Genomic DNA, 21,627 nt, shown 5'->3' on the forward strand with positions numbered 1-21,627 from the left:
CATCAGGAAATGGCCATTGATTGTCCGAACTGTTCCTGCCCGGGGGCTGAAATATATGTGTTTATTTCTAATGTCCGGCTGTCTATATTCAAAAAATACTCTTTCAGGTTTCCCTGATATACAACATGGAAATCTTCCATTTCCATAAACTCATGCGGTATAATCAGCGACGGCGGTTTAGTAAAATGAACAATTTCACACCTCTGCAGGACAGTTGCTACAAATTGTGAGCAGAAAAAAGCATTATTTCTTGAGAGCTGTTTATTAAACATGATTGCAAAAAGCCCCAGCAGATTATAGCCGTAATTGTCTTTTTCAGTTTCTATCTTATTTATGAATGCTTTAAGCTTATTCTGCTGTGCATCTGTAACAGAACAGCTAATGATCGTACATCTTGAGTCACAAAAAAATTCTCCCCGGATATTTTCTTTAACAAAACCGCCTATGAATGGATTTTTCGCCGTTTTTCTGCCAAAACTGTATACTTCTTTTAATTCAGGATCAAGTGAGATAGATGCATGATTATACGGCTTTCTTGTGTAAAGCTTAATAAGCCGGGTAAATAACGTTCCGGTATCCGTAAGGAGTATATAGATTTTTTGATTAGACATAACGTATCTCCTTATCAAAATTATGATTATATTTTTATAATAAAGAAACACGGTCTATAGATTAAGAAGCCAGCGCTGTATATGCTTCTAGGGCTTGAGACTTATGGCTAATGGAATAATTTTCATTCATAGCACTTTTAGATAAAAATAAATATAAATGTAGGAAAATGAAGTGGAAGTCTAGAACTTTATGCAGTGAGCATGAATATGGAGGGTGAGTTTATTTGGAACAGACTATTTTTCACCATATGGAAACAGTGCGGGGCATAACTGAAAAATCGATCAAAAGTATTCCTGAAGAAAAATCTGATATCATTCCCGAAGGATTCAACAATAGTATCCGCTGGAATTTCGGTCACATTGCATTTGTGCAGGAAAAGCTGGTATTTGGAATATCCGGTGAAGAAATGAACGTCCCGCTGAACTATGAACGGTTATTTGGCGCTGGAACAAAGCCTGCAGATTGGACCGAAACACCGCCTTCATTTGATGAAATTTCATCTGTCTTATCTGAACAAAAACCCAGAATACAGACATTTCTTCATGGACGTCTTCATCAAAAACTGCCCAGACCATTTACAAACCGCGGCGGAATAACTTTTCACACAACTGGAGAGGCATTTCTGTTTGGATTTTATCATGAAGCGATGCATATGGAAACAATCAAACGCATCTATCGATCCATTTCTTCTATGCTGGACTAAATATCTATGAAAAGACTGTTGAGAAAGAAAATTCTCAACAGTCTTTAATCAAACCTTTAAATTCAGTTTACCATGGACACCTATTTCTGCGTCTTCTATCATCATCACTTCTTCTGCGATCTTTTCTATCATCCTCGACAACAATAACCCTATTCGCACGGATTAATACATTATCAACTTCAATTTCTCTTCTTCTGTCATCACGATCAAATGCACCTGCTACATCATCAAATCTTCTTCTTCCACATGACATCTAAATCACCTCCTTGTCCCATTTACATTAAAATATGCATTCTTTGAAAGAATGCTTGTATTAGCACCCTGATGAAGATATCTATTTTTTAATAAGGGAAAGATTCATTTTTTTGAATTAGAAAATCCTCTTGTGTGGCTCAGTTCTTTCTTAAAAAAACCCCACAATATTCTTACCGTAGAATCAATTAAGTAAAAAAAGCATATGAAGTTTTTTCGCGAAACTGCATAGAAAATGGTTCCAGCAAATAGCTGGAACCACCTTAATATTATTACGCGAATTCACTTTAATGAATCATACATTTCCTAAAATACCAGTAATACTAATCACTTCTCATAGCGTTAAAAAACGGATTCCATGCAATCCTCTCTTTATTCACTATTTTATTCCATAAACCTCATCAAATCCCCATGAACAATGTCATCAGACAGCCCAAGCTCTTTTCTCGAGATATCCATCAGTGGTTCACAGCTATTAATGTCTGTTTCTTCCTCCGATTCGCTTTTAAAGCATTTACCGGCTTTGTAAAAATAGTCTTTAGACATAAAGCTTCCATCCCGGAAAATAACTGGATGATGAGGATCCCTTGTAAAAAGGTTTTGCCCGAAGCTGAAGTTATCCTCAGCACTAATGCCGAGCAGATGAAGGATTGTTGCCCTGATATCGACTTCCCCGCCAATGTTCGAAAACGTTTTGCCTTCCACTCCCGGCACATGAATAATCAGCGGCACACTCTGCAGCTGCATGCGGTTAACAATGGTATCTTCCTGCCCCAGCAGCTCCAGAACGCCATGTTCGTATTTGTCCGAGATGCCATAATGGTCGCCGTACAATACAAACATTGTATTTTCATAGAGTCCGCTTGCTTTTAAGTCCTGGAAGAATGTTTTAATGGCTTCATCCTGGTATCTAACGGTTGTCACATAGCGGTTGACGACCATTTCACTGGTGCTGGCTTCAGAAATGAACTGATCGTCCTCCTCCAGCAAAAATGGGAAATGGTTTGTCAATGTGATAAACCTGGCATAGAAAGGCTTTTGCAGTTTTTCCAGATGCTGAATGGACTGCTGGAAAAATGGGATGTCCTTTATGCCGTAGTTCACTGAGTTCTCTTCTGTGACCAAATAATCGGCTTTTGAAAAATAACGATTATACCCCAGAGAATCATACATGGCCTCCCGATTCCAGAACGAAGCGTCATTCCCATGGAAAACGGCTGAGTAATACTTCTCATCAGATAGAATATGCGGCAGGCTTCGATAAGCGTTTTCCGTTTTTCTGACAAACGCCGATCCGCTCGATAACGGATAAAGACCTGTATCGATCATGAATTCCGAGTCGGACGTTTTCCCCTGTGCTGTCTGATCATAGACACTGCTGAAATAAAAGCTGTCTTCAATCAGTGAATTAAGGAATGGCGTTATTTCCTGGCCATTCACCTTCTGATTAATAACAAAGTTCTGTGTGGACTCCATACTGATGAGAACGACATTCATCCCTTTTGCCGCACCAAAGTAATCGGATGGCTTATCTTCTTGTGATTGGACATACTCCGCTGAGGCTTCTGCGTCGGACGGACTGGCAAAAGCGCGATTGAGCGGATATGATGCAGCGATGCCAATATCATAAAGATGATACTGATACAAGCCAATATGCTTAACAAGCTGCTGGCGATTATATGATTCCGAAAATAAATGAGGCACTTTCACCATGCCGAGAATGATGGTCATCAATACAAAAAACACACTGACAGCCGTGTAAAATCTTTTTGATTTAGCTGTGATTTGCTCATGTACAGGCTTCCGTTTTATATAGAAAAGCCAAAAAACGGCCAGATCAGCAAATAATAAAAGATCCCATGGGCTAATCAATTCAAGTGTGCTCGGTCCAATCCCTCCCACATTTTTAAACTGAAAAAGAATCGGTACGGTTACAAAATCAGTATAAAATCGATAATAAAGCAAATCCCCGAAAAGAATGCCCGTCAAAATCACCATCGTTGAACATATGGCTGCCGGTTTCACCTTCCGCTTAAAATAAATATTAACTCCAAGAATGGCCATTATGGCCCCAATCGGGCTCAAAAGCATAAATAAAATATCAGTCCAGTTCTCCGGATGCAGATTAAATCCGATAAAGGAAACAATGATCGTTTTAATCCAGATTAAAATGACGGCAAACCATATGGGTGAAAGGCTTTTAAATAACTTCATAATCATACCGCTTTTCATTTTTTTTTTCTAAAATACCTGTCATTATTTCGAGGGATGACATGACCTTCTGCTCATCCTGCGCCCCCATAAGAGCCACCTGAACCCAATTTCTATCAAGCAGGTACCTGCTTTCATAGCTTAGGAGAATTCCTTTCTGTTTGCATGCGTCTCCAAACTCCCTGCTGGAATTGCTCTGCGGCAGACAGATCGTCAGGATGCCAGGGGAATAATCGTCGTCTCCAAGAACGGAAAAACCGCTGTCTTCCAGCTTCTTCCTTGCTTTTCCAGCCAATTGATTTAATTTCTCATAATCTATCAGCTTTATACTCTCCTTTAATGCGCTGACCAGATTGGAAGAATGGGTGTATGGAATGCTTTGATTTTCTTCGTACATCTTTAAGTCCAGATATCTTGGAACTGCGCTGTTGCCATTAATCTTGTCACGATGGAATACGATTGCCAGACCCGGATAGGAACCAAATCCCTTTCCGCTGACGGTCGATGCAAAATAAATATTCTTAAGGTTCATCGGCAAAATACCGGCCGTGCTGCAAGCATCCACACAAAGCTCGGCATCATGCTCCCCGCATAGCTCCTGAATGCCGCTGATATCGAATACATACCCGGTTGACGTTTCACAATGCACCGTCCATACCCATTTTATAGAGGGGTTTTCTTTCAGCATGCAGGCTATTTCTTCGCGGGTAATCGGTTCATTCCACTCTTTTTCAATGGTTTGAAAAGATAATTGAAACCTTCTTGCATGATCAATTAGACGAAAGCCAAATTCGCCATTGGCCAGGATCAGCCCATCCCCCTCCATGTTTTTCAGCTGTGCTGCCACCAGATCATTGGAAAGTGTTCCTGTGCCAACAACAACTTCTGCATGAGAGGCATTTGTTATCTTGCATAATTGAGAACGCAAGTCTTTCAAACCGAGTATAAAATCAAGATTGCGATGAGATACGGCTTCTTTGGAAAAAGCCCTTTTCACTTTTGCATGAATGGGCACAGGACCCGGCAAAAATGAATGCTGATCGGCAGGTGCTGAATTTCTGGCCATTAAGCGTTCAAAGGCTTTCGTTGAACGTTCGAAATTCTCTTTTGTTAAATACATGGGCTGAAACCGGGCTCCTTCCTCTCCTGTCAGAGGACCAAAAGGCAGAAACCCCATCCGCTTATACAATTTCAGCTGTGTGACTGTGCCGGATATAAGCGCCATCGTATAATTTTTTTCAAGGCAAAGCTCTACAAGCCTTTCACAAAGCTGATAAAAAACACGGGTGCTGCGATACTCTTTTTTGACTGACAGCAAGCGGATCTCACAAAATTCTCCCTTAACTGGCAAGTATTCTTCGAGATTAGGAAGTTTATAATCAAGCGAAAATGGCCTTTTGGCGCGGATCGCGATCATTCCGGCAACTTCCTCGCCAGACTTGGCAATGACATATGTATTTTCTTCATGAAATTTATCGATTAAATGCTGATCTTCATTTTGCTTATGCTGAGGAATTTCTTCCACAAATGTCTGGTAGTTCAGCTGATGAATTTGTTCTAATTCATCAGGTTCGGTTGCGATTTTGCAGATAATATTCACAGTTTACCTCCTATGTTTAGGCATGATGAAATGGGTATGGGAAATGAGAACAATCAAAAGCAGAAGCAAAAGACCTGCAGAAATGATGAATGAATCACCAATCACCCAGGCTGTTATGGGAATCGAAGCCATGGCGATAAAACCTGATCGTGTATACTTCCGGAGAACTGCATAGGCAATTCCCATCGTGATAGCCATTATCGCTATTGTCATGGGCTCCAAAAACAAAGCGGAAGCCAAGTAGACCACCACTCCTTTTCCCCCGTGAAAGCCCAGCTGAATGGGAAATAAATGGCCAATAAGCACACAAACTGCGCTAAGGATTAATAAACCCTCACCTTCAAACATAAGTCCAGTTACATATAAAGCGGCCCATGCCTTTACAGCATCTATTGCTATTGTGAGCAGGAACCCCTTCTTGCCGATAGCTCTGCCTGCATTGGTAGCACCTACATTCCCGCTCCCCTTTTTTCTTATATCCTCTTTTGCTATGTATTTAACCACATAATAAGCCCCGGTTACGCTTCCCAATGCGTAGGAAAAGATCATAACCATCAGGGCTGTCCACACATCATCGATCATAAGCACCTATCCCGCCTTATACTAATTAAACGATCAAAAAGGGTAAAAAGTTTCATATATTTGCAAAATTACAATCTATAATCTGCTACAGATAGTATAACACCCCTAATTTTACCATTAATCAAATTGAATGCCAGAGCCTGATTTCATAATTCTCCTATTTTATTGCCAACATTAAACTTTCTGTAAAAATAATTATTTAGTGTTGACATTGTTTAGCAATCGCATATAATTTGCATTAAGGCAAAACTTTTTAACAAAACCATAAATCTTGTCCATGTGACGTATAATTGCACATAAACAATTAATTTGGGTTAATTTAAATATGGGAAATAAAGGGGGATAAAATGATGAAGGATCCAGCAATCAGCATAGAGGATTTGCATGTTTCCTATTTCGGAAATGAAGCGGTGACAGGAGTCAGCCTTTCTGTTAATACAGGAAATCTGGTAGGAATTATCGGGCCGAACGGCGCAGGAAAATCGACTTTTTTAAAGGCAATGCTAAATCTCATACCAAAAGATAAAGGGGCAGTAAAAGTGCTGGGAAAACCCATTGCTGAAGTACGCAAAAGTATCGCCTATGTCCCGCAAAGGAATGACATTGACTGGGATTTCCCCATCACTGTGCTGGATGCGGTTCTTATTGGGACCTACCCCCATTTAAAACTGTTCCGCCGTCCAAAGAAAAAGGATAAAGAGTGGGCCATGGAATGTCTTCAGCGAGTTGGGATGCAGGAGTTCAGCAGAAGGCAGATCGGGGAACTGTCAGGCGGCCAGCAGCAGAGAGTTTTTCTTGCGAGAGCACTAGCCCAAAAAGCGGATTTGTTCTTTCTGGATGAGCCATTTGTTGGAGTTGATGTATCCAGCGAGGAAACTATTGTGAACATTTTGAAGGAGCTCTGCAGACAGGGAAAAACAGTGATTGTCGTACACCATGATTTAAGTAAAGCAAATGATTATTTCAATCAGCTAATTCTCCTAAATAAGGAATTGATCAGTTTTGGGACCGTTGAAGAAGTGTTTAAACCTGAAGTAATTGCAAAAGCATACAAGGGGCATTTTGCTTTTATGAATGAGATTGGGGTGTCGTTATAATGGCTTTTATTGAAGCGGTCATGCAATATGGATTTCTGCAAAAAGCGTTATTAACCTCGGTTATGGTTGGAATTATCTGTGGAGTCATCGGGTGCTTTATCATCCTGAGAGGAATGGCTCTCATGGGAGATGCCATATCACATGCTGTTCTTCCGGGAGTGGCTATTTCATATATGCTGGGAATTAACTTCTTCTTTGGCGCAGTCATAAGCGGCGTGATTACAGCTATCGCCATTGGTTTTGTATCCCAAAACAGCCGGATTAAGCATGATACCTCGATTGGAATTATGTTTACAGCGGCATTTGCTTCAGGAATCATTATTATTACCATGTTAAAAAGCAGTACAGATCTATACCATATTTTATTTGGCAATGTACTGGCAGTAAGATTATCAGACATGTGGATCACACTAGGCATCAGCCTGGTTGTATTGGTGGCTGTATACCTCTTTTACAAAGAATTATTGGTCACATCGTTTGATGAAACAATGGGAGCCGCTTACGGACTGCCAGTTCGTTTCATTCATTATTTCCTAATGACTCTCTTGACAATGGTGACCGTTGCTTCCCTCCAGACTGTTGGTATCGTCCTGGTTGTTGCCATGCTGATCACCCCTGCAGCGGCAGCTTATCTCTTAACCGAGCGGCTGTGGATGATGATTTTCCTTGCCTCTGGCATTGGTGTGATTTCATCCATCGTGGGACTTTACTTTAGCTTCACCTACAACTTAGCTTCAGGAGCAACGATCGTCATATCATCCACTGCTATTTTCATTCTCGTTTTCCTATTCTCGCCAAAGCATGGGCTAATATGGAAAACGCTGAAAGTAAAGAAAAAGAGAGCTTCATTAGTTTAATTTTCATAAAATCAAATTTTCAGGAGGTAAGACTATGATTAAAAAAGGCTTTCTATTATTAGCTGCATCCCTTCTTTCTGTGTTATTCCTGTCTGCCTGCAGCAGCGGAAAAAGCAGCACATCAGCAAATGAAGATGGAAAAATTCAAGTTGTCACTACCTATTCGATTGTGTATGACATTGTTAAAAATGTAGGCGGGGATTTGGTTGAGATTCATAGTTTAGCGCCCATTGGTTCCAATCCCCACGAATATGACCCGCTTCCTGAAGATGTGCAAAAAACAACCGATGCAGACGCTGTATTTTACAACGGGCTGAATCTGGAAGCAGGCAACTCATGGTTCAATAAGCTGATGGAAACTGCCGGAAAAGACGGTGAAGATGCGCCAGTCTTTCTGATGAGCAAAGGCGTTGATGCCATGCACCTAACCACAAAGGGCAAAGAAAGTGAAGAAGACCCCCATGCATGGCTGGACATTAGAAATGGGATCAAATACGCGGAAAATGCCAGAGATGGACTTATCAAAGCAGACCCGGACAACAAAGAGGTTTACGAAAAAAACGCGGAAGAATATATTGCAAAGCTTCAGGAGCTGCATGATAAAGCGGTGGAACAATTTAATGAAATTCCAGAAAACGAACGTGTTCTCGTAACAAGTGAGGGTGCTTTTAAATATTTCAGCGAAGCCTACGGATTCCAGGCAGAATACATCTGGGAAATCAATCAGGAAAACCAGGGAACACCGGAGCAAATTACAAGAATTGTGGATATTATTAATGAAAAAGCAATTACAGGACTATTCCTGGAAACAAGCATTGATGCAAGAAGCATGGAAGCTGTATCCGATGAAACCAATGTTCCAATCATGGGAAAAGTGTTTACAGACTCTCTGGCAAAGCCGGGTGAAGACGGAGATACGTACATCTCGATGATGGAATGGAATATTAAAACCATTAAAGAAGGCTTGACCAGGTAATAAAGTTCACAATTCCAGCAAGCAGGTGAATCATGTGATCCCCATTAGTTCAAAGAGATATCTTCTCGAGATTTATCTATTACAGGAAGCACATGGGCATGCGACCATCTCCGGCATTGCAAAGGTATTGAGAGTCACCGTTTCAGCTGCATCTAAAATGGCCGGAAAGCTAAAATCAGACGGTTACATTCATTTTCAGCCCTATGGAACTGTCAAACTGACAGAACAAGGTTTAGAAATTGGCAAAAACCTATTTCAGGATCATCAGGTTTTAATAGAGTTTTATCAAATAATTGGGGTTGAAGAGAAACTGATCCCGAAGAAAGTTAGAGAAGTTGAAATGCATATTGGAACGGAAGTGGTTTATAAAATTAAGAGCTTTATAGAAGATCATAAGAAAAACGCTTGAGATGTTCCATGAACATTCAAGCGTTTTTTTGCCCTAGTGAAGAAAATGATATAAGCAGCATCTAGCAGAAAAAAGACTGTCCCTACTGAATATCACATTCAGAAGGGACAGTCTTTTTCATTGTTTAATAGAAAACTGCCAAAGGACTCCATTAGGCAGTTTTTTTCCAAATACTCTCCATGTTCTCAAGAGTTTTCCCTTTCGTTTCAGGTACGAACTTCCATACAAAAGTGGCTGAAAGAACACTCATCAGTCCATAGAAGCCGTAAGTTAAGCCGCCGCTGAATTCCATCATCATCGGATAAGTCGATGAAATGAAATAGTTTGCAGCCCATTGTGCAGCAACAGCTACCGCAACTGCCTGTCCGCGGATTTTGTTCGGGAAAATTTCCGAGATCAATACCCAGCAGATCGGCCCCCATGACATCATGAAAGACGCTGTGTAAACGATAATAAAAATTAACGTTCCCATTCCGATTAAATTGGAAAAAGCCATTCCTGCAACACCAAACATCCCGATCGCCATGCCAATGGAACCTGTGATCAATAATGGCTTGCGCCCCCATTTATCTACAGTTAAAATGGCCACAACTGTAAAGATGACATTTATGACACCCATAACAATCGTCTGCAGCATCGAGGCATCCTTTGCTGCTCCCATGCTTTCGAAAATTCGCGGTGCATAATACAAAGCAACGTTGATTCCGACAAATTGCTGGAATACAGACAGCAGAATTCCTATCACAATCACTAATTTTCCGTATGCAAACAGCTTTTCTGCTGGAACATTGGCTGAGGCTGCTACCGATTTTTTGATTTCACCCTGGATCGTTTTAGCCTCTCTTGCACCATTAATTTTCGTAAGCACTGCTAAAGCTTTATCATCATGATTTTTAATGGCCAGGTATCGGGGTGTCTCCGGAACAAGGAGCAGCAGCAGACCAAAGGCAAGGGCCGGAATGGCTTCCGAAGCAAACATGTACCTCCAGCCAACATCATTGATCCATTCCAATGGACGGCCGCTGGCAATGCCCCAGTTTACAAAGTACACGACAAGCATCCCGAAAATGATCATAAACTGATTGAATGAAACCAGGCGTCCGCGGATATCGGCAGGTGCAATTTCGCCGATATACATGGGAACAATGGCTGACGCCAGCCCAACCCCAATTCCGCCAATGATGCGATAAAGATTAAACGTCAATAATAACGAGATGGTCGGTTCCCCTTTATTGAAAAATAAAAATTCAGGAAAAGCGGAGCCTAAGGCAGATAAGAAAAATAATACAGCCGCAGCAATCAGCGATTTTTTCCGCCCAAACCTTGACGCAAAATAACCGGATATTTAACCGCCAATGATACAGCCAATTAATGCACTGGAGGTTGTAGCCCCATGAGCCAGCGATCCTAATCCCAAACTATCGATCAAATAGATTTCCAGTGACTTTTCAGCTCCGGAAATTACAGCTGTATCATATCCGAAAAGCAAACCGCCTATCGCAGCAACCAATGTAAGTGAACCAATATATAGAGAGTTCCGATTCTGTTTCATAGTTTGTAAAAGACAGATTTGAACCAGAATAGAGCGCTTACAATTTTTACATTACTATAATTCAAATCTATCTTTACTCCTTTCTAGTAGAAATGTTTAAACAATGAGAAACTTGAAGCTGGTTTTTGTTTTGAAGACCTCATTTTTCTCCAGGACAATAGAAGGAAAGTTTTCGTGATGAACAGCATCAGGCGGACATTGAGTTTCGAGACACAGCCCCAAATGCCTTTTTGACTGAACCCCTCTAATTTGAAATTCATTTCCCAGCATGTTCGCTGTATATAAAACAACACTCGGCCTATCCGTTTCCACTGTCAGTTTTCGCCCGCTTGCAGAATCCACTACAGTCATTTCACCTGTATTTAATAGAAATGGATGATCATATCCTCCGCCCGCAAGCATGTTCTGCTGATGGCCGGACTTTACGCCTTCTTTGATTTTCTTCCCTGCTCTGAAATCAAAAGGTGTATTTTCAACATGTATGAATTCCCCAGTAGGAATCAATGTTTCATCAAGCTCCAGAAAGTGATCACTTTGCATGGTCACCTCGTGCTCAAGAATGTCGCTCTTCAAGTCCCCGCTCAGGTTAAAATAAGTATGGTTTGTCAGATTGATAATCGTTTTTTTATCAGATATCGCTTCATAACTAATGACCAGTTCATTCTCATTGTTCAGTGTATAGTTTACCGTTACCTCAAGTGTCCCAGGATACCCCTCTTCCCCATCCGGGCTTATATAGGAGAACCTGATATTCGCCTCATTCATGCCCTTTTCGGCGGCCGAGTCCCAAATGACATTGTGAAAACCGCCTGTACCACCATGCAGATGGTGTTCGCCATCATTTTTTGGCAGCTGGTAAGCAGCTCCATCAAGAGTGAAAGCCGATCCTGCTATCCTTCCGGCCACCCTTCCGATAATAGCACCGAAGAATGGTGAATGATTTGTATATTCTTCAAGTGTGTCGTACCCCAGGATCACATTCTCTCTATTTCCTTCACGATCGGGGACAGATATCCCGGTAATGATTCCCCCGTAGTCGATACACGATACGTTCATTCCATGATCATTGCTGATTGTATAGGATTTAACCTTGTGTCCGTTCCATTCGCCAAAGATGCTTTCAGTTATGTTCATGTCGATCTCCCTCAAGTCAGCTTACTTTTTCCTAAAACCGGCCAAACCCTCATTCAGCTTCCTGGTTTGCGCATAAACTTCTTTGTATAACTGGTAAAGCTCCTGATATTTCTTTACGTTTTCAGGGATGGGTGTATACGTCTTCTCATAAGTTATGAAGTCATCGGCACAGGCTTCCAGAGATTCATACCATTGGCATCCGTATGCCGCCAGCATAGCCGCACCTACAGCAGGTCCCTGTTCACTTGAAAGCTTTACAATGGTGCTATTGAAGATATCGGCCTGGATTTGCAGCCAGGCATCACTTTTGGCTCCTCCGCCGATTGAAATGATGGTATCGACAAGCTTGCCGCTTTCCCTGAATATTTCAATCGATTCATTTAAAGAAAAGGTAATTCCTTCAATAACTGATCGTACAAAGTCAATTCGGTTATGTGAGGAGTCCATGCCGATAAAGCTTCCCCGAATTTGCGAATCTGCATATGGCGTGCGCTCACCGGCTAAATAGGGTGTAAACAAAAGGCCGTTCGATCCAATCGGAACCTCGCTCATTTCAGCCAGCAAGGAGTCGAATGATTCCATTTCTGCAAACGTATCTTTAAACCAGCTCAAACTATGTCCTGCTGCCAGGGTGACACCCATTGTATAATAGGCATTTTCTTCACCATGATTAAAATAATGGACTTTCCCCTGAAAATCCTTGTCATTTTGTTCTTCATAGGATAAAACGACTCCGGAAGTGCCAATACTGCATAATGTTTTGCCTTCGGACAGAATACCTGAACCGATCGCACCGCAGGCATTGTCAGCCCCTCCTGCAAATACCTTCGTTAAAGAAGATAATCCCGTCTTCTCAGCAATCTCAGGCTTTAACGTCCCTACACATTCATGGGACTCAACTAAAGGCGGACAGATATTCACATCAATCCCGGTTAGCCCGCATATCTCTTCACTCCACATTTTCCGGCCGGCATTCAGCAGCAAAGTGCCCGCTGCATCACTATATTCACTATGAATCCTTCCAGTCAGTTTAAAGCGAAGATAATCTTTAGGGAGCATAAATACAGCCGCTTTTTCAAAAACTTCCGGCTCATATTGCTTCACCCAAAGCAACTTTGGTAAAGTGAAGCCTTCCAGTGCCGGATTCTTTGTGATTTCAAGCAGACGGCTCTCCCCAGCCATGTCATAGATCTGTTTACACTGCTCTGTCGTGCGGGTATCATTCCACAGAATTGCATTGCGCAGAACCTTATTCTCTTCATCCAGAAGGACCAGGCCGTGCATTTGGCCAGAAAAACTGATTCCCTGTATGTCTTCCGCACTTCCATCAAACTGCTCTGTAAGTTCTTTAAGAGCAGCCACTGTTTTATCAACCCATTCAGCAGGGTCCTGTTCACTATAACCCGACTTTTCATGAATGAGCGGATAAGACCTGGAAACTTCGCTGCATACTTCTCCCTTTTGATTCATTAATAAAACTTTTACCGAGCTCGTGCCAAGGTCAATCCCGATTACATATTTCATGATTGATCATCCTTTAGATAATGGAATGTATGCTAAGCTTTACTTTTTAAAAATGTACTGGGACACTTTTGTATTCCCAGTACATTTAATCTTTTTATATTGATCTCTTACGCTTCTACACTCGCATAGGCTTCGAGAATGTATTTATTTAAGACAGCTTTTAGCTGTTCCTGTCTTCCTGATTTGTTTTCAATCTTTTCAAGCTGAAGGGCATGCTTTTCAAGCTTATGGAAGTCTGCCTTTCCTTCAACGATTTCAAGTCCGATGCCTTCTGTATAGCTGCTGTACCTGTCAGCAACAAAGTTGTCTAATACTTTATCTTCAATTAAACGCTGTGCAACTTTTGCGCCAACCGCAAATGTGTCCATTCCTGCAATATGAGCATAAAACAGGTCCTCAGGGTCAAATGATCCTCTTCGTACTTTGGCATCAAAGTTAAGGCCGCCTGTTCCAAGCCCGTTATTTTTAAGAATTTCTACCATTGCCAGTGCTGTAGAATAGATGTCTGTCGGGAATTCGTCCGTATCCCATCCCAGCAGGGTATCTCCCTGGTTGGCATCCACAGAACCAAGCATTCCATTTATGCGTGCTGTGTGCAATTCATGCTCAAAAGTATGGCCGGCAAGTGTCGCGTGGTTTGCTTCAATATTGAATTTAAAGTAGTCTTTTAAGCCGTAAGATTGCAAGAATGATAAACTGGTTGCCACATCAAAATCATATTGATGTTTGGTAGGCTCCTTCGGCTTTGGCTCGATTAGGAATTGTGCGTCAAACCCAATTTCCTTCGCATAATCGATTGCCATATGGAAGAAGCGTGCAAGATTATCAAGTTCAAGCTTCATGTTCGTATTCAGCAGTGTTTCGTATCCTTCGCGGCCGCCCCAGAACACATAGTTCTCAGCACCCAGCTCCTTGCCGATCTCAAGTCCCTTTTTCACTTTTGCAGCAGCATAGGCAAATACATCAGCATTAGGTGCTGTCGCCGCACCGTGCAGCCAGCGCGGATGTGAAAACATATTAGCGGTATTCCATAATAGCTTTGTTTTGCTGGATTTCATGTATTCCTTAATCATGGCCGTAATTTCATCTAAGTTCTTAAACGTTTCTCTTAATGAATCCCCTTCAGGCGAAATATCAGCATCATGGAAGCAGAAAAACGGGACGTTCAGTTTTTCATAGAATTCAAAAGAAGCTTCTACACGCGCCTTGGCCAAATCCATTCCGGAAAATCTGTCATAGGAACGGATCATCGTTCCATCTCCGAAAGGATCAGTGCCTTCCGCCGTAAATGTATGCCAGTAAGACACTGCAAAACGGAGAAGGTCTTCCATCTTTCTGCCGTTGATCATTTCTTCAGGATTATAATATTTAAAAGCTAATGGATTATTAGAATCTGGACCTTCGTATTTTACTCCGCTCACATTATTAAAGTAGTTCATGTTCATTCCTCCATCTTCTCTTTTCATTTGTTATCGCTTTCATTTGATTACAAATCGATTTTACCACCTTGAACTTAGTTTGTCTATTGAATGAACTAAGTTTTATTTTTATTTTTAATTATGGTATAAATGGAATATGATTGTAATAGACAAAGAAATTGAGGATTTGAGGAGAAAGATAATGACTTGGAATCAGCAGCTGGTAAAAATGAAAAACAAATCACGCGTTCTGCAGACGATCATCGACCAATCCCCTATCTCACGGGCTGATATCGCACAGCATTTGGGACTGACTAAAGGTACTGTTTCCTCTTTAGTCAACGAGCTGATTGAAGAAAAAATCTGTTCCGAAACGGGACCAGGCAAATCGAGCGGAGGACGTCGCCCTGTGATGCTGCTCTTTAATGAAAAAGCAGGCTATGCGATTGGAATTGATTTAGGGGTTAACTATATTCTAGGTGTCATGACTGATTTATCGGGCAATATTGTGAGCGAACATTTAAAGCATATGAATAGCATGAGATATGAAGAAACCATTCTTGTCATAAAAGAAGTCATCCAATCCTTATTGGACTCTACCCCTGAGAGCCCCTATGGTGTGATCGGAATAGGTATTGGAGTGCCGGGAATCGTAAATAAGGAAGGCAGTAATATCCTGCTGGCACCTAATCTGGGCTGGACAGATATCCATTTGAAGGCAGAAATTGAGACAGAGTTTCACCTTCCCGTTATCATCGACAATGAAGCGAACGCCGGAGCATACGGGGAAAAGCGTTTCGGAGCCGGAAAAAACTTTGAAAATCTCATCTACGTAAGTGCTGGAATTGGCATAGGAGTCGGCTTTATTTTACAAAATAGCCTTTATCGTGGCGCTGAAGGCTTCTCCGGTGAAATGGGCCATATGGTGATCGATATAGATGGAAAAGAATGCAGATGCGGCAGCAAAGGCTGCTGGGAATTGTATGCTTCTGAACAGGCTTTATTAAACCAGGCAAAGAATATTCAATCCTATTTAAAACGGGATGATCTGAACCTGGAGTCATTAGTTGAAATGGCGGAAGAAGATGAGGAAGTAAAGGATCTGTTCCGGCTTATTGGCCGATGCCTCGGCATTGGCATAAACAATATCATCAATACATTTAATCCCGAGCAGATCATTATAGGAAATCGCTTAGCCATTGCCAAAGATTTATTACTGGATTCGATTATGGAAGTTGTCGAGACCCATTCCTTAAGATTTAATCAGGAAAACGTAAACATTACATTTGCAGATTTATCGATTTACTCCACAGCACTTGGGGCTTCAGCTTATGCCACAGAAAACTTTCTGAACTCGGATCTGCAGGAAAACCTGAATAAATAGACTGCCTGTATCCTATAAGAAAATTGTTGAAAGATGAAAAGAATGTCCCGGATGTGCGGGACATTCTTTCATGTTTCTTGATTGTGTCAAACCAGCCTGAATTAATTCCTGATCAATCCTTTTTTTTACAGTTATGAAAGAAACCACTATTTAGTAGGCAGCAATGACACTTTTCATCCACCAGAATATATACCTGCTGAAAACGACTGAGCCTTTTTCATACATCATTCTTGATTATCAAGAAAAAGAATACACTAAGGTAAAAACAGAATTGCTCTCCTGTGTACATCCATTTGCTTCCATAATCTTTCTCATGGCGGCATTATCAGCGCTTGTTGCCCCGAGATATTTTTCAGCTTTATATTCATACTGCAATCTATGAAGTCCTATTAAATGCAGGTTCTTACCATACCCTTTACCCTTGAAATCAGGGTGGATGCCGATCCAAAACATCCTTCCTTCCCGGTCCCGGTCAGGTTCTAAATGAGGAAAAACGGCTCCAGCCGGTTCTGAATGAACTGTATAAACCGTAAACATATTATCTGCTTGTTCAGGGAGCTCTGCTTTCATGCTCTTTAAAAATTTCTCAGTTTGTTCATAAGTAAAATTCATAACTTCAGATAAAAAAATAATGGAACTATTGTTAAGGAGCGGCCAAACTTCATAAGGAGGGGCTTGTTCAATCTTGGATTCTGCAAACTGCTTTTTAAAAATAACTCTCTCACCAATCACTTTCATTTTTCCTCGCGAAACCATTAATTCATCCAAAATTGCTTGAGGGCACTGAAGCTTTACTTTTTCAATTCTGCTTTCATCCATGGTAAGAAGCCTATTAATTAAATAATCTGCTTTATTGGGACTTATTCGTTCATCCTGAAAGATTTCCAGAATAATCTCTGAATCACCTTTAATACTGTGTACACCTGCTGCCTTCAGGTCTTTTAATAGTTTATCCATTGTAATCACCTCCACTTAAGCGATAAAGAAAATGGCCATTGAAAAAATTCCATGGCCATTTGATCTCTTTTACATATTCCATTACAGATGCTGTGCAGTAACCGAACGTTCACATTCCAAAATTCCTGCCGGCGGTCCTTCATACAGGATTTCTCCGCCTCCAGCGCCTCCATCCGGACCTAAATCAACGATCCAATCACTTTTTCGGATAACATCCAGATTATGTTCTATGACTATAACGGTATTGCCCTTTTCCACCAATTTATTAATGATGTCCAGAATATTAGCGACATCTGACATATGCAATCCCGTAGTTGGTTCATCAAGTATATAAATGTTTCCTTTAGTATTCAGTTCCTTTGCAAGCTTAAGTCTTTGACATTCGCCTCCTGACAAGGTGGTCAGCGGCTGTCCCAATGACAAATAGCCAAGACCGACAGTCTCCAGGGCTTTGAGTTTTTTCTGAATGTCTTTTGCATCAAAATACTCCACAGCGTCCGCTATAGACATCTCCATGATTTCAACAATATTTTTGCCTTTATATAAGTATTGAAGCACGTCCTGCCTAAAACGGCTTCCATGACATTCACTGCATTCGACTTCCATTGTATCCATAAAAGATAAATTGATCTCGACCGTCCCGGTGCCTCCGCATGTCGGACACCCACCGGTCGAATTATAGCTGAATAATCCGCTCTCCACTCCATTGGCATCTGAAAAAGATTTGCGAATCGAATTCATAATGCCAGTGAAAGTTGCCGGATTAGACCGTATGTTGGCGTGGACCAGGCTTTGGTCAATACGGATTGCCTCAGGAAAATCTTTTGCAAACACTTCGTTCACAAGTGTGCTTTTCCCTGAACCCGCTACTCCTGTAATAACAGTAAAAACCCCTCTTGGAACTGAAAGACTCACATTCTTCAAATTGTGAAGAGTGCTTTTCCTGCATTCCATTAACTCGGAAACCGGTCTCGGATTGGCGTTGATTTCTGCACTGCGGTTCAAATAATTGGCAGTCAATGTATCAGAAGATAAGAAACCCTGATAACTGCCGGTATACATAATCTCTCCCCCATGTGTTCCGGCTTGAGGCCCAACATCAACGATATGGTCGGCTATTTGGATGACGTCTGGATCATGCTCGACAACTAAAACGGTATTGCCCCTTTCACGCAGCCGAACCAGCAATTCATTTAACCGATAGACATCCCGCGGATGCAGTCCGGTGCTTGGTTCATCAAATATGTACATTAAGCCTGTTAAGTTACTGGATAAATATTTTACCATTTTCACCCTTTGGGATTCACCGCCCGATAGTGTTGGCGTTTCCCTTGTCAGATCCATATAGCCCAGTCCAATATCACATAGATTTTCCAATCGTTCCATGATCCCGTCAACAATTGGCTTAGCTTCAGGTGATGTAATCTTTGGAAGAGTATTAATTAGCTGATCCAATTGCATGGATGTAAGGTCATAGATGGAATAGCCTTTGATTGTGGATGAAAGCACCTTCTCATTGTACCGTTTTCCTCCGCAGGAAGGACATTTCGTCATGGTGCTGAAGTTCTTCAGGAGCTTCTCTCCTGTTTTTGAAGTTTCTTTGTCCCTCTTCACATGCTGCCTCATAAATTTAACTGCCAGGCCTTCATAGGTTGCATTCATATCATTATTCATATAACTCACTTTTACTTTTTGCGGCACCGCATAGACAAGCTTATTAAATTCTTCTTCTGTATATTCATTTATTTTCTTATCAATATCGAAGAATCCGGATTCCGCATACGCTTTCCATTGCCATGTTCCAGGTCCAAATCCCGGAAGCAGAATAGCTCCTTCATTTAAGCTTTTTTCCTTATCAAGAGCAGCATCAAGGTTTAGCGTAATAATTCTCCCAATCCCTTCACATTTCGGGCACATGCCGCTGGGATCATTAAATGAATATGCGTTGCTGTAACCTATATGAGGTTCTGCAAACCGGGAGAAAAACAGGCGAAGAAGAGGATTAATATCTGTAGCGGTTCCAAGTGTGGATCGTGCATTTCCGCCGAGCCGTTTTTGATCGACTACAACGGCAGTAGAAAGATTATTAATTTCATCTGCTTCCGGACGGCTATATTTTGGAAGAAAAAGCCGCTGAAAACTGCTGTACGTCTCATTTAACTGGCGGCCTGCCTCCTGGGCAATCGTATCAAAAACGATGGACGATTTGCCTGAACCGGAGACACCTGTAAATATCGTGATCTTTCCTTTTGGAATCTGCAGATCAATATTTTTCAGGTTATTTACTCTGGCATTGAAAATTTCAATGAATTCCTGCTTCACACAATCAGCTCCTTTTGATATCACTTTTCTTATGTAAGAAATTTGCGCGGAGAATAATCATACCAATAGTGGAAATCAAATTGCAACAATATTCTATAATTATTTTTAAGTTTTAGGGAAAAACGACTCTTCCGGTGATTGATTATATAGAAGGAATGACAACAGCCCTGCAGGCTTTCTCATAAAACTCAATTGGCCCTGCTCCTCCAATAATGGATATTCATATCCTATTTCTTTCATATCTTTTAAGCAGTGATGAAGCAATGCATTTCCTATGCCTTTTACCCTCCTGTTTTTTACTACACCCATAGGACCGAAATATCCCTTTTTGTTCTGGCATACATCAAATGCTGCAAAGCCAATAATCCTTCCTTCTTCATCACATGCGATATAGATTGACGGCTTTTCCTTCTGAAATCCCCCCTGAATGGTATGTGCCCATTCTTTAGAAAAGTTTTTCTCTATAAAGTCTGCAAGCTCCCTCTCATCACCTTGATGAACTTTCCTGACAAAAGGGGTGTTCATTTGAGGAAAAGTATAGCTGCCAAGGTGAGTGATCATGTCCCTGGAGGACGTTCCGAGGGTTAAGATGGTTTTTTTCATATCCTCAGATAGCCTGCCAGAAATGGTGGAATCAGCAAGTAATGCTTTAAGTAAGTGCCCTTCATTAACAAAAACCTGATTATATCTGTGCATAAAAGCAATCGCTGTATCAAAGATGTCTATAACCTCATCGGTTACTGGGATGCTGAAAAATTCACTTTGCGTTAATCTTTGCGTATTTTGAACTGCTCCGCTCAGCAAGCCTGGGTTTAAATTGCATTTCAAAGATATTTCCCCCAATGCGCCTCCTCTTTCTTCCAGACACCCAATTAGCAGGTGGACAGGATGAATCACATTAAAATCTGACATACGGGCTTCCTTTTCTGCACTCTTTATAATGCTTAGCATTCTATCCGTGAATTTTGCTGAATGGCCCAAGTTAAACACACCTTCACTATTTTTTGTCCTCAAACACCTTGCCTTGAAAAATGAATTCTCTTAAAATGCAATAATTCCTGCCAAATCTTAACAATCGAAAAAATTCCAAAGGAAAATGGAAGAAATTAACGAAGTAAAAGGATAAGGAGGTGAAAAACGATGACTCTCCTTTTTTACAAAGCGATGGAGGCGTTCAAGAAGGATGCGGAGCGTCTTGAAAAAGAAAAGCTTCAAAAGGAAAAGTCGAATGAGAAAAAATCAAAATAATGAGTTGTTCTTTCATTCCCCATGGGGGAATTTTTTTTGAAATTTTAAAACAGCAGCCATTTTCACAATGCCCAAATGGTGGACAACTGGCTGCTGACATAAAGTATGCGTCCCTGCCTATTGCAGAAACGCATACTTCTTTTCCAGCCTGCCTGGATATTCCTATTGAGTTACTTTTGTTTTTTCTGTCTCCATCAAAATATTTTCATCAATCCTCCGATATATTTCTTCCAATTGATCTTTATCTTTTAGGATATTTTTCATGTTTTCTTCTACGAGCTTATGAAATGTTTTCTTTTTCATTAACGCCATCCTTTCTAAGCTTGCTGCCATATACTCAGCAGGTTTCTTTTAACATCAAGGCTTCAGAGACAAACTTTTTTATTATCTCTTCATCTTCCGGTTCCGGGTTGAACTCTATTCTCAGGGGATTCCCGACAACTGTTCCACCCTGTTCTTCTATAATTCTCTGAAGCTGATCAAGGGCGCCGCAAAAATCAGGATAGGAGGTATCTCCTGATCCAAAGATGGCAAAGGGTTGCTTTTCAAGATCAAGCTGTTCGATTTCTTCAATTATATCCAGACATTCATCCGGATAATCCCCGTCTCCCCATGTATACATTCCAATAAAAGTAAGATCATAGTTTAGCAGTTCGGAAGCACTTTGAACACTCATAAAATCTTCTAAATCCACATCATGATTTTGATCTTTCAGTTCCCCCGCTATTATATCTGCAATTGCTTCTGTGTTCCCGGACATACTTGCATAAAATACGCCAATTTTCATTC

At 41.1% G+C, this 21,627-nt stretch carries 19 protein-coding genes and 1 pseudogene; 6 read left to right on the forward strand and 14 right to left on the reverse strand.

What is annotated here, in order from left to right:
* Nucleotides 1–2 precede the first annotated feature (2 nt).
* Entirely contained in the window at nt 3–611 is a 609-nt protein-coding gene (locus tag ACEQ1T_RS12490) for a hypothetical protein (protein ID WP_370223174.1), read from the reverse strand.
* A gap of 224 nt (nt 612–835) precedes the next feature.
* On the opposite strand from ACEQ1T_RS12490, the gene ACEQ1T_RS12495 reads away from it, so the two are divergent.
* On the forward strand, nt 836–1,315 hold the full coding sequence (locus ACEQ1T_RS12495; protein WP_206839375.1) for a DinB family protein: 480 nt from the start codon (nt 836–838) through the stop codon (nt 1,313–1,315).
* Nucleotides 1,316–1,382: 67 nt separating this feature from the next.
* Here the strand turns inward: ACEQ1T_RS12495 and ACEQ1T_RS12500 are convergent, their stop codons facing one another.
* The 4 genes from ACEQ1T_RS12500 to ACEQ1T_RS12515 form a co-directional block, all read right to left on the reverse strand.
* The gene (locus ACEQ1T_RS12500) at nt 1,383–1,568 is read right to left on the reverse strand and encodes a hypothetical protein (protein ID WP_206839930.1); all 186 of its coding nucleotides are present in this window, start codon (nt 1,566–1,568) and stop codon (nt 1,383–1,385) included.
* A gap of 383 nt (nt 1,569–1,951) precedes the next feature.
* Nucleotides 1,952–3,781 carry an LTA synthase family protein gene (locus tag ACEQ1T_RS12505; protein ID WP_370223175.1) on the reverse strand — a complete coding sequence of 610 codons (1,830 nt, stop codon included), beginning with the start codon at nt 3,779–3,781 and terminating at the stop codon, nt 1,952–1,954.
* Entirely contained in the window at nt 3,768–5,378 is a 1,611-nt protein-coding gene (locus ACEQ1T_RS12510) for a GNAT family N-acetyltransferase (RefSeq protein WP_370223176.1), read from the reverse strand. The genes ACEQ1T_RS12505 and ACEQ1T_RS12510 overlap by 14 nt, the downstream gene beginning before the upstream one ends.
* Nucleotides 5,379–5,381: 3 nt before the next feature.
* Nucleotides 5,382–5,960 carry a glycerol-3-phosphate acyltransferase gene (locus ACEQ1T_RS12515; RefSeq protein ID WP_206839372.1) on the reverse strand — a complete coding sequence of 193 codons (579 nt, stop codon included), beginning with the start codon at nt 5,958–5,960 and terminating at the stop codon, nt 5,382–5,384.
* 350 nt (nt 5,961–6,310) lie between these two features.
* Here ACEQ1T_RS12515 and ACEQ1T_RS12520 point away from each other — a divergent pair, with 350 nt between their 5' ends.
* Genes ACEQ1T_RS12520 through ACEQ1T_RS12535 form a run of 4 tightly spaced genes read left to right on the forward strand, consistent with a single transcriptional unit; the run spans nt 6,311 to nt 9,299 of the window.
* Nucleotides 6,311–7,057 (forward strand): metal ABC transporter ATP-binding protein, encoded by a 747-nt coding sequence (locus ACEQ1T_RS12520; protein WP_206839894.1) that lies wholly within the window; start codon nt 6,311–6,313, stop codon nt 7,055–7,057.
* Nucleotides 7,057–7,914 (forward strand): metal ABC transporter permease, encoded by an 858-nt coding sequence (locus tag ACEQ1T_RS12525; protein ID WP_206839371.1) that lies wholly within the window; start codon nt 7,057–7,059, stop codon nt 7,912–7,914. The genes ACEQ1T_RS12520 and ACEQ1T_RS12525 overlap by 1 nt, the downstream gene beginning before the upstream one ends.
* A 34-nt stretch (nt 7,915–7,948) precedes the next feature.
* On the forward strand, nt 7,949–8,890 hold the full coding sequence (locus ACEQ1T_RS12530) for a metal ABC transporter substrate-binding protein (protein WP_206839368.1): 942 nt from the start codon (nt 7,949–7,951) through the stop codon (nt 8,888–8,890).
* A 34-nt stretch (nt 8,891–8,924) separates the two neighbouring features.
* On the forward strand, nt 8,925–9,299 hold the full coding sequence (locus tag ACEQ1T_RS12535; RefSeq protein ID WP_370223177.1) for a metal-dependent transcriptional regulator: 375 nt from the start codon (nt 8,925–8,927) through the stop codon (nt 9,297–9,299).
* 151 nt (nt 9,300–9,450) lie between these two features.
* Here the strand turns inward: ACEQ1T_RS12535 and xylE are convergent.
* The 4 genes and pseudogenes from xylE to xylA form a co-directional block, all read right to left on the reverse strand.
* Nucleotides 9,451–10,851, reverse strand: a pseudogene (gene xylE, locus ACEQ1T_RS12540) (D-xylose transporter XylE).
* A gap of 96 nt (nt 10,852–10,947) precedes the next feature.
* Nucleotides 10,948–11,985: an aldose epimerase family protein gene (locus tag ACEQ1T_RS12545; RefSeq protein WP_370223178.1), complete on the reverse strand. Its 1,038-nt coding sequence runs from the start codon at nt 11,983–11,985 to the stop codon at nt 10,948–10,950.
* 21 nt (nt 11,986–12,006) lie between these two features.
* Nucleotides 12,007–13,509 (reverse strand): xylulokinase, encoded by a 1,503-nt coding sequence (gene xylB, locus ACEQ1T_RS12550; RefSeq protein WP_206839363.1) that lies wholly within the window; start codon nt 13,507–13,509, stop codon nt 12,007–12,009.
* 107 nt (nt 13,510–13,616) lie between these two features.
* Complete coding sequence (xylA, locus tag ACEQ1T_RS12555) at nt 13,617–14,948, reverse strand: xylose isomerase (RefSeq protein ID WP_370223179.1); 1,332 nt, start codon at nt 14,946–14,948, stop codon at nt 13,617–13,619.
* A gap of 181 nt (nt 14,949–15,129) precedes the next feature.
* On the opposite strand from xylA, the gene ACEQ1T_RS12560 reads away from it, so the two are divergent.
* Nucleotides 15,130–16,311, forward strand: a complete 1,182-nt coding sequence (locus ACEQ1T_RS12560) for an ROK family protein (protein ID WP_370223181.1) — start codon at nt 15,130–15,132, stop codon at nt 16,309–16,311.
* Nucleotides 16,312–16,548: 237 nt separating this feature from the next.
* On the opposite strand, the gene ACEQ1T_RS12565 is transcribed toward ACEQ1T_RS12560, so the two are convergent.
* From ACEQ1T_RS12565 to ACEQ1T_RS12585, 5 genes are all read right to left on the reverse strand, one after another.
* On the reverse strand, nt 16,549–17,268 hold the full coding sequence (locus tag ACEQ1T_RS12565; protein WP_370223182.1) for a GNAT family N-acetyltransferase: 720 nt from the start codon (nt 17,266–17,268) through the stop codon (nt 16,549–16,551).
* 81 nt (nt 17,269–17,349) lie between these two features.
* A complete protein-coding gene (locus tag ACEQ1T_RS12570; RefSeq protein WP_370223183.1) occupies nt 17,350–19,590 on the reverse strand; it encodes an ATP-binding cassette domain-containing protein in 2,241 nt (746 codons plus the stop codon).
* 105 nt (nt 19,591–19,695) lie between these two features.
* Nucleotides 19,696–20,571, reverse strand: coding sequence for a GNAT family N-acetyltransferase (locus tag ACEQ1T_RS12575; protein ID WP_370223184.1), 876 nt, complete (start codon nt 20,569–20,571; stop codon nt 19,696–19,698).
* A 429-nt stretch (nt 20,572–21,000) separates the two neighbouring features.
* A complete protein-coding gene (locus tag ACEQ1T_RS12580) occupies nt 21,001–21,141 on the reverse strand; it encodes an FbpB family small basic protein (RefSeq protein WP_244671149.1) in 141 nt (46 codons plus the stop codon).
* Nucleotides 21,142–21,175: 34 nt separating this feature from the next.
* Nucleotides 21,176–21,625, reverse strand: coding sequence for a flavodoxin (locus ACEQ1T_RS12585; RefSeq protein WP_206839359.1), 450 nt, complete (start codon nt 21,623–21,625; stop codon nt 21,176–21,178).
* Nucleotides 21,626–21,627: the final 2 nt, after the last annotated feature.

The sequence above is a fragment of the Cytobacillus sp. genome (assembly GCF_964223445.1).
GTDB lineage: Bacteria > Bacillota > Bacilli > Bacillales > Cytobacillaceae > Cytobacillus.

Bases quoted from the DNA above. Each gene is read 5' to 3' on its own strand.
- ACEQ1T_RS12520 (WP_206839894.1), top strand. From the start codon at position 6,311: ATGAAGGATCCAGCAATCAGCATAGAGGATTTGCATGTTTCCTATTTC.
- ACEQ1T_RS12490 (WP_370223174.1), bottom strand. From the start codon at position 611: ATGTCTAATCAAAAAATCTATATACTCCTTACGGATACCGGAACGTTA.
- ACEQ1T_RS12560 (WP_370223181.1), top strand. From the start codon at position 15,130: ATGACTTGGAATCAGCAGCTGGTAAAAATGAAAAACAAATCACGCGTT.
- ACEQ1T_RS12525 (WP_206839371.1), top strand. From the start codon at position 7,057: ATGGCTTTTATTGAAGCGGTCATGCAATATGGATTTCTGCAAAAAGCG.
- ACEQ1T_RS12505 (WP_370223175.1), bottom strand. From the start codon at position 3,781: ATGAAGTTATTTAAAAGCCTTTCACCCATATGGTTTGCCGTCATTTTA.
- ACEQ1T_RS12500 (WP_206839930.1), bottom strand. From the start codon at position 1,568: ATGTCATGTGGAAGAAGAAGATTTGATGATGTAGCAGGTGCATTTGAT.
- ACEQ1T_RS12565 (WP_370223182.1), bottom strand. From the start codon at position 17,268: ATGGATAAACTATTAAAAGACCTGAAGGCAGCAGGTGTACACAGTATT.
- ACEQ1T_RS12515 (WP_206839372.1), bottom strand. From the start codon at position 5,960: ATGATCGATGATGTGTGGACAGCCCTGATGGTTATGATCTTTTCCTAC.
- ACEQ1T_RS12585 (WP_206839359.1), bottom strand. From the start codon at position 21,625: ATGAAAATTGGCGTATTTTATGCAAGTATGTCCGGGAACACAGAAGCA.
- ACEQ1T_RS12530 (WP_206839368.1), top strand. From the start codon at position 7,949: ATGATTAAAAAAGGCTTTCTATTATTAGCTGCATCCCTTCTTTCTGTG.
- xylA (WP_370223179.1), bottom strand. From the start codon at position 14,948: ATGAACTACTTTAATAATGTGAGCGGAGTAAAATACGAAGGTCCAGAT.
- ACEQ1T_RS12545 (WP_370223178.1), bottom strand. From the start codon at position 11,985: ATGAACATAACTGAAAGCATCTTTGGCGAATGGAACGGACACAAGGTT.
- ACEQ1T_RS12580 (WP_244671149.1), bottom strand. From the start codon at position 21,141: ATGAAAAAGAAAACATTTCATAAGCTCGTAGAAGAAAACATGAAAAAT.
- xylB (WP_206839363.1), bottom strand. From the start codon at position 13,509: ATGAAATATGTAATCGGGATTGACCTTGGCACGAGCTCGGTAAAAGTT.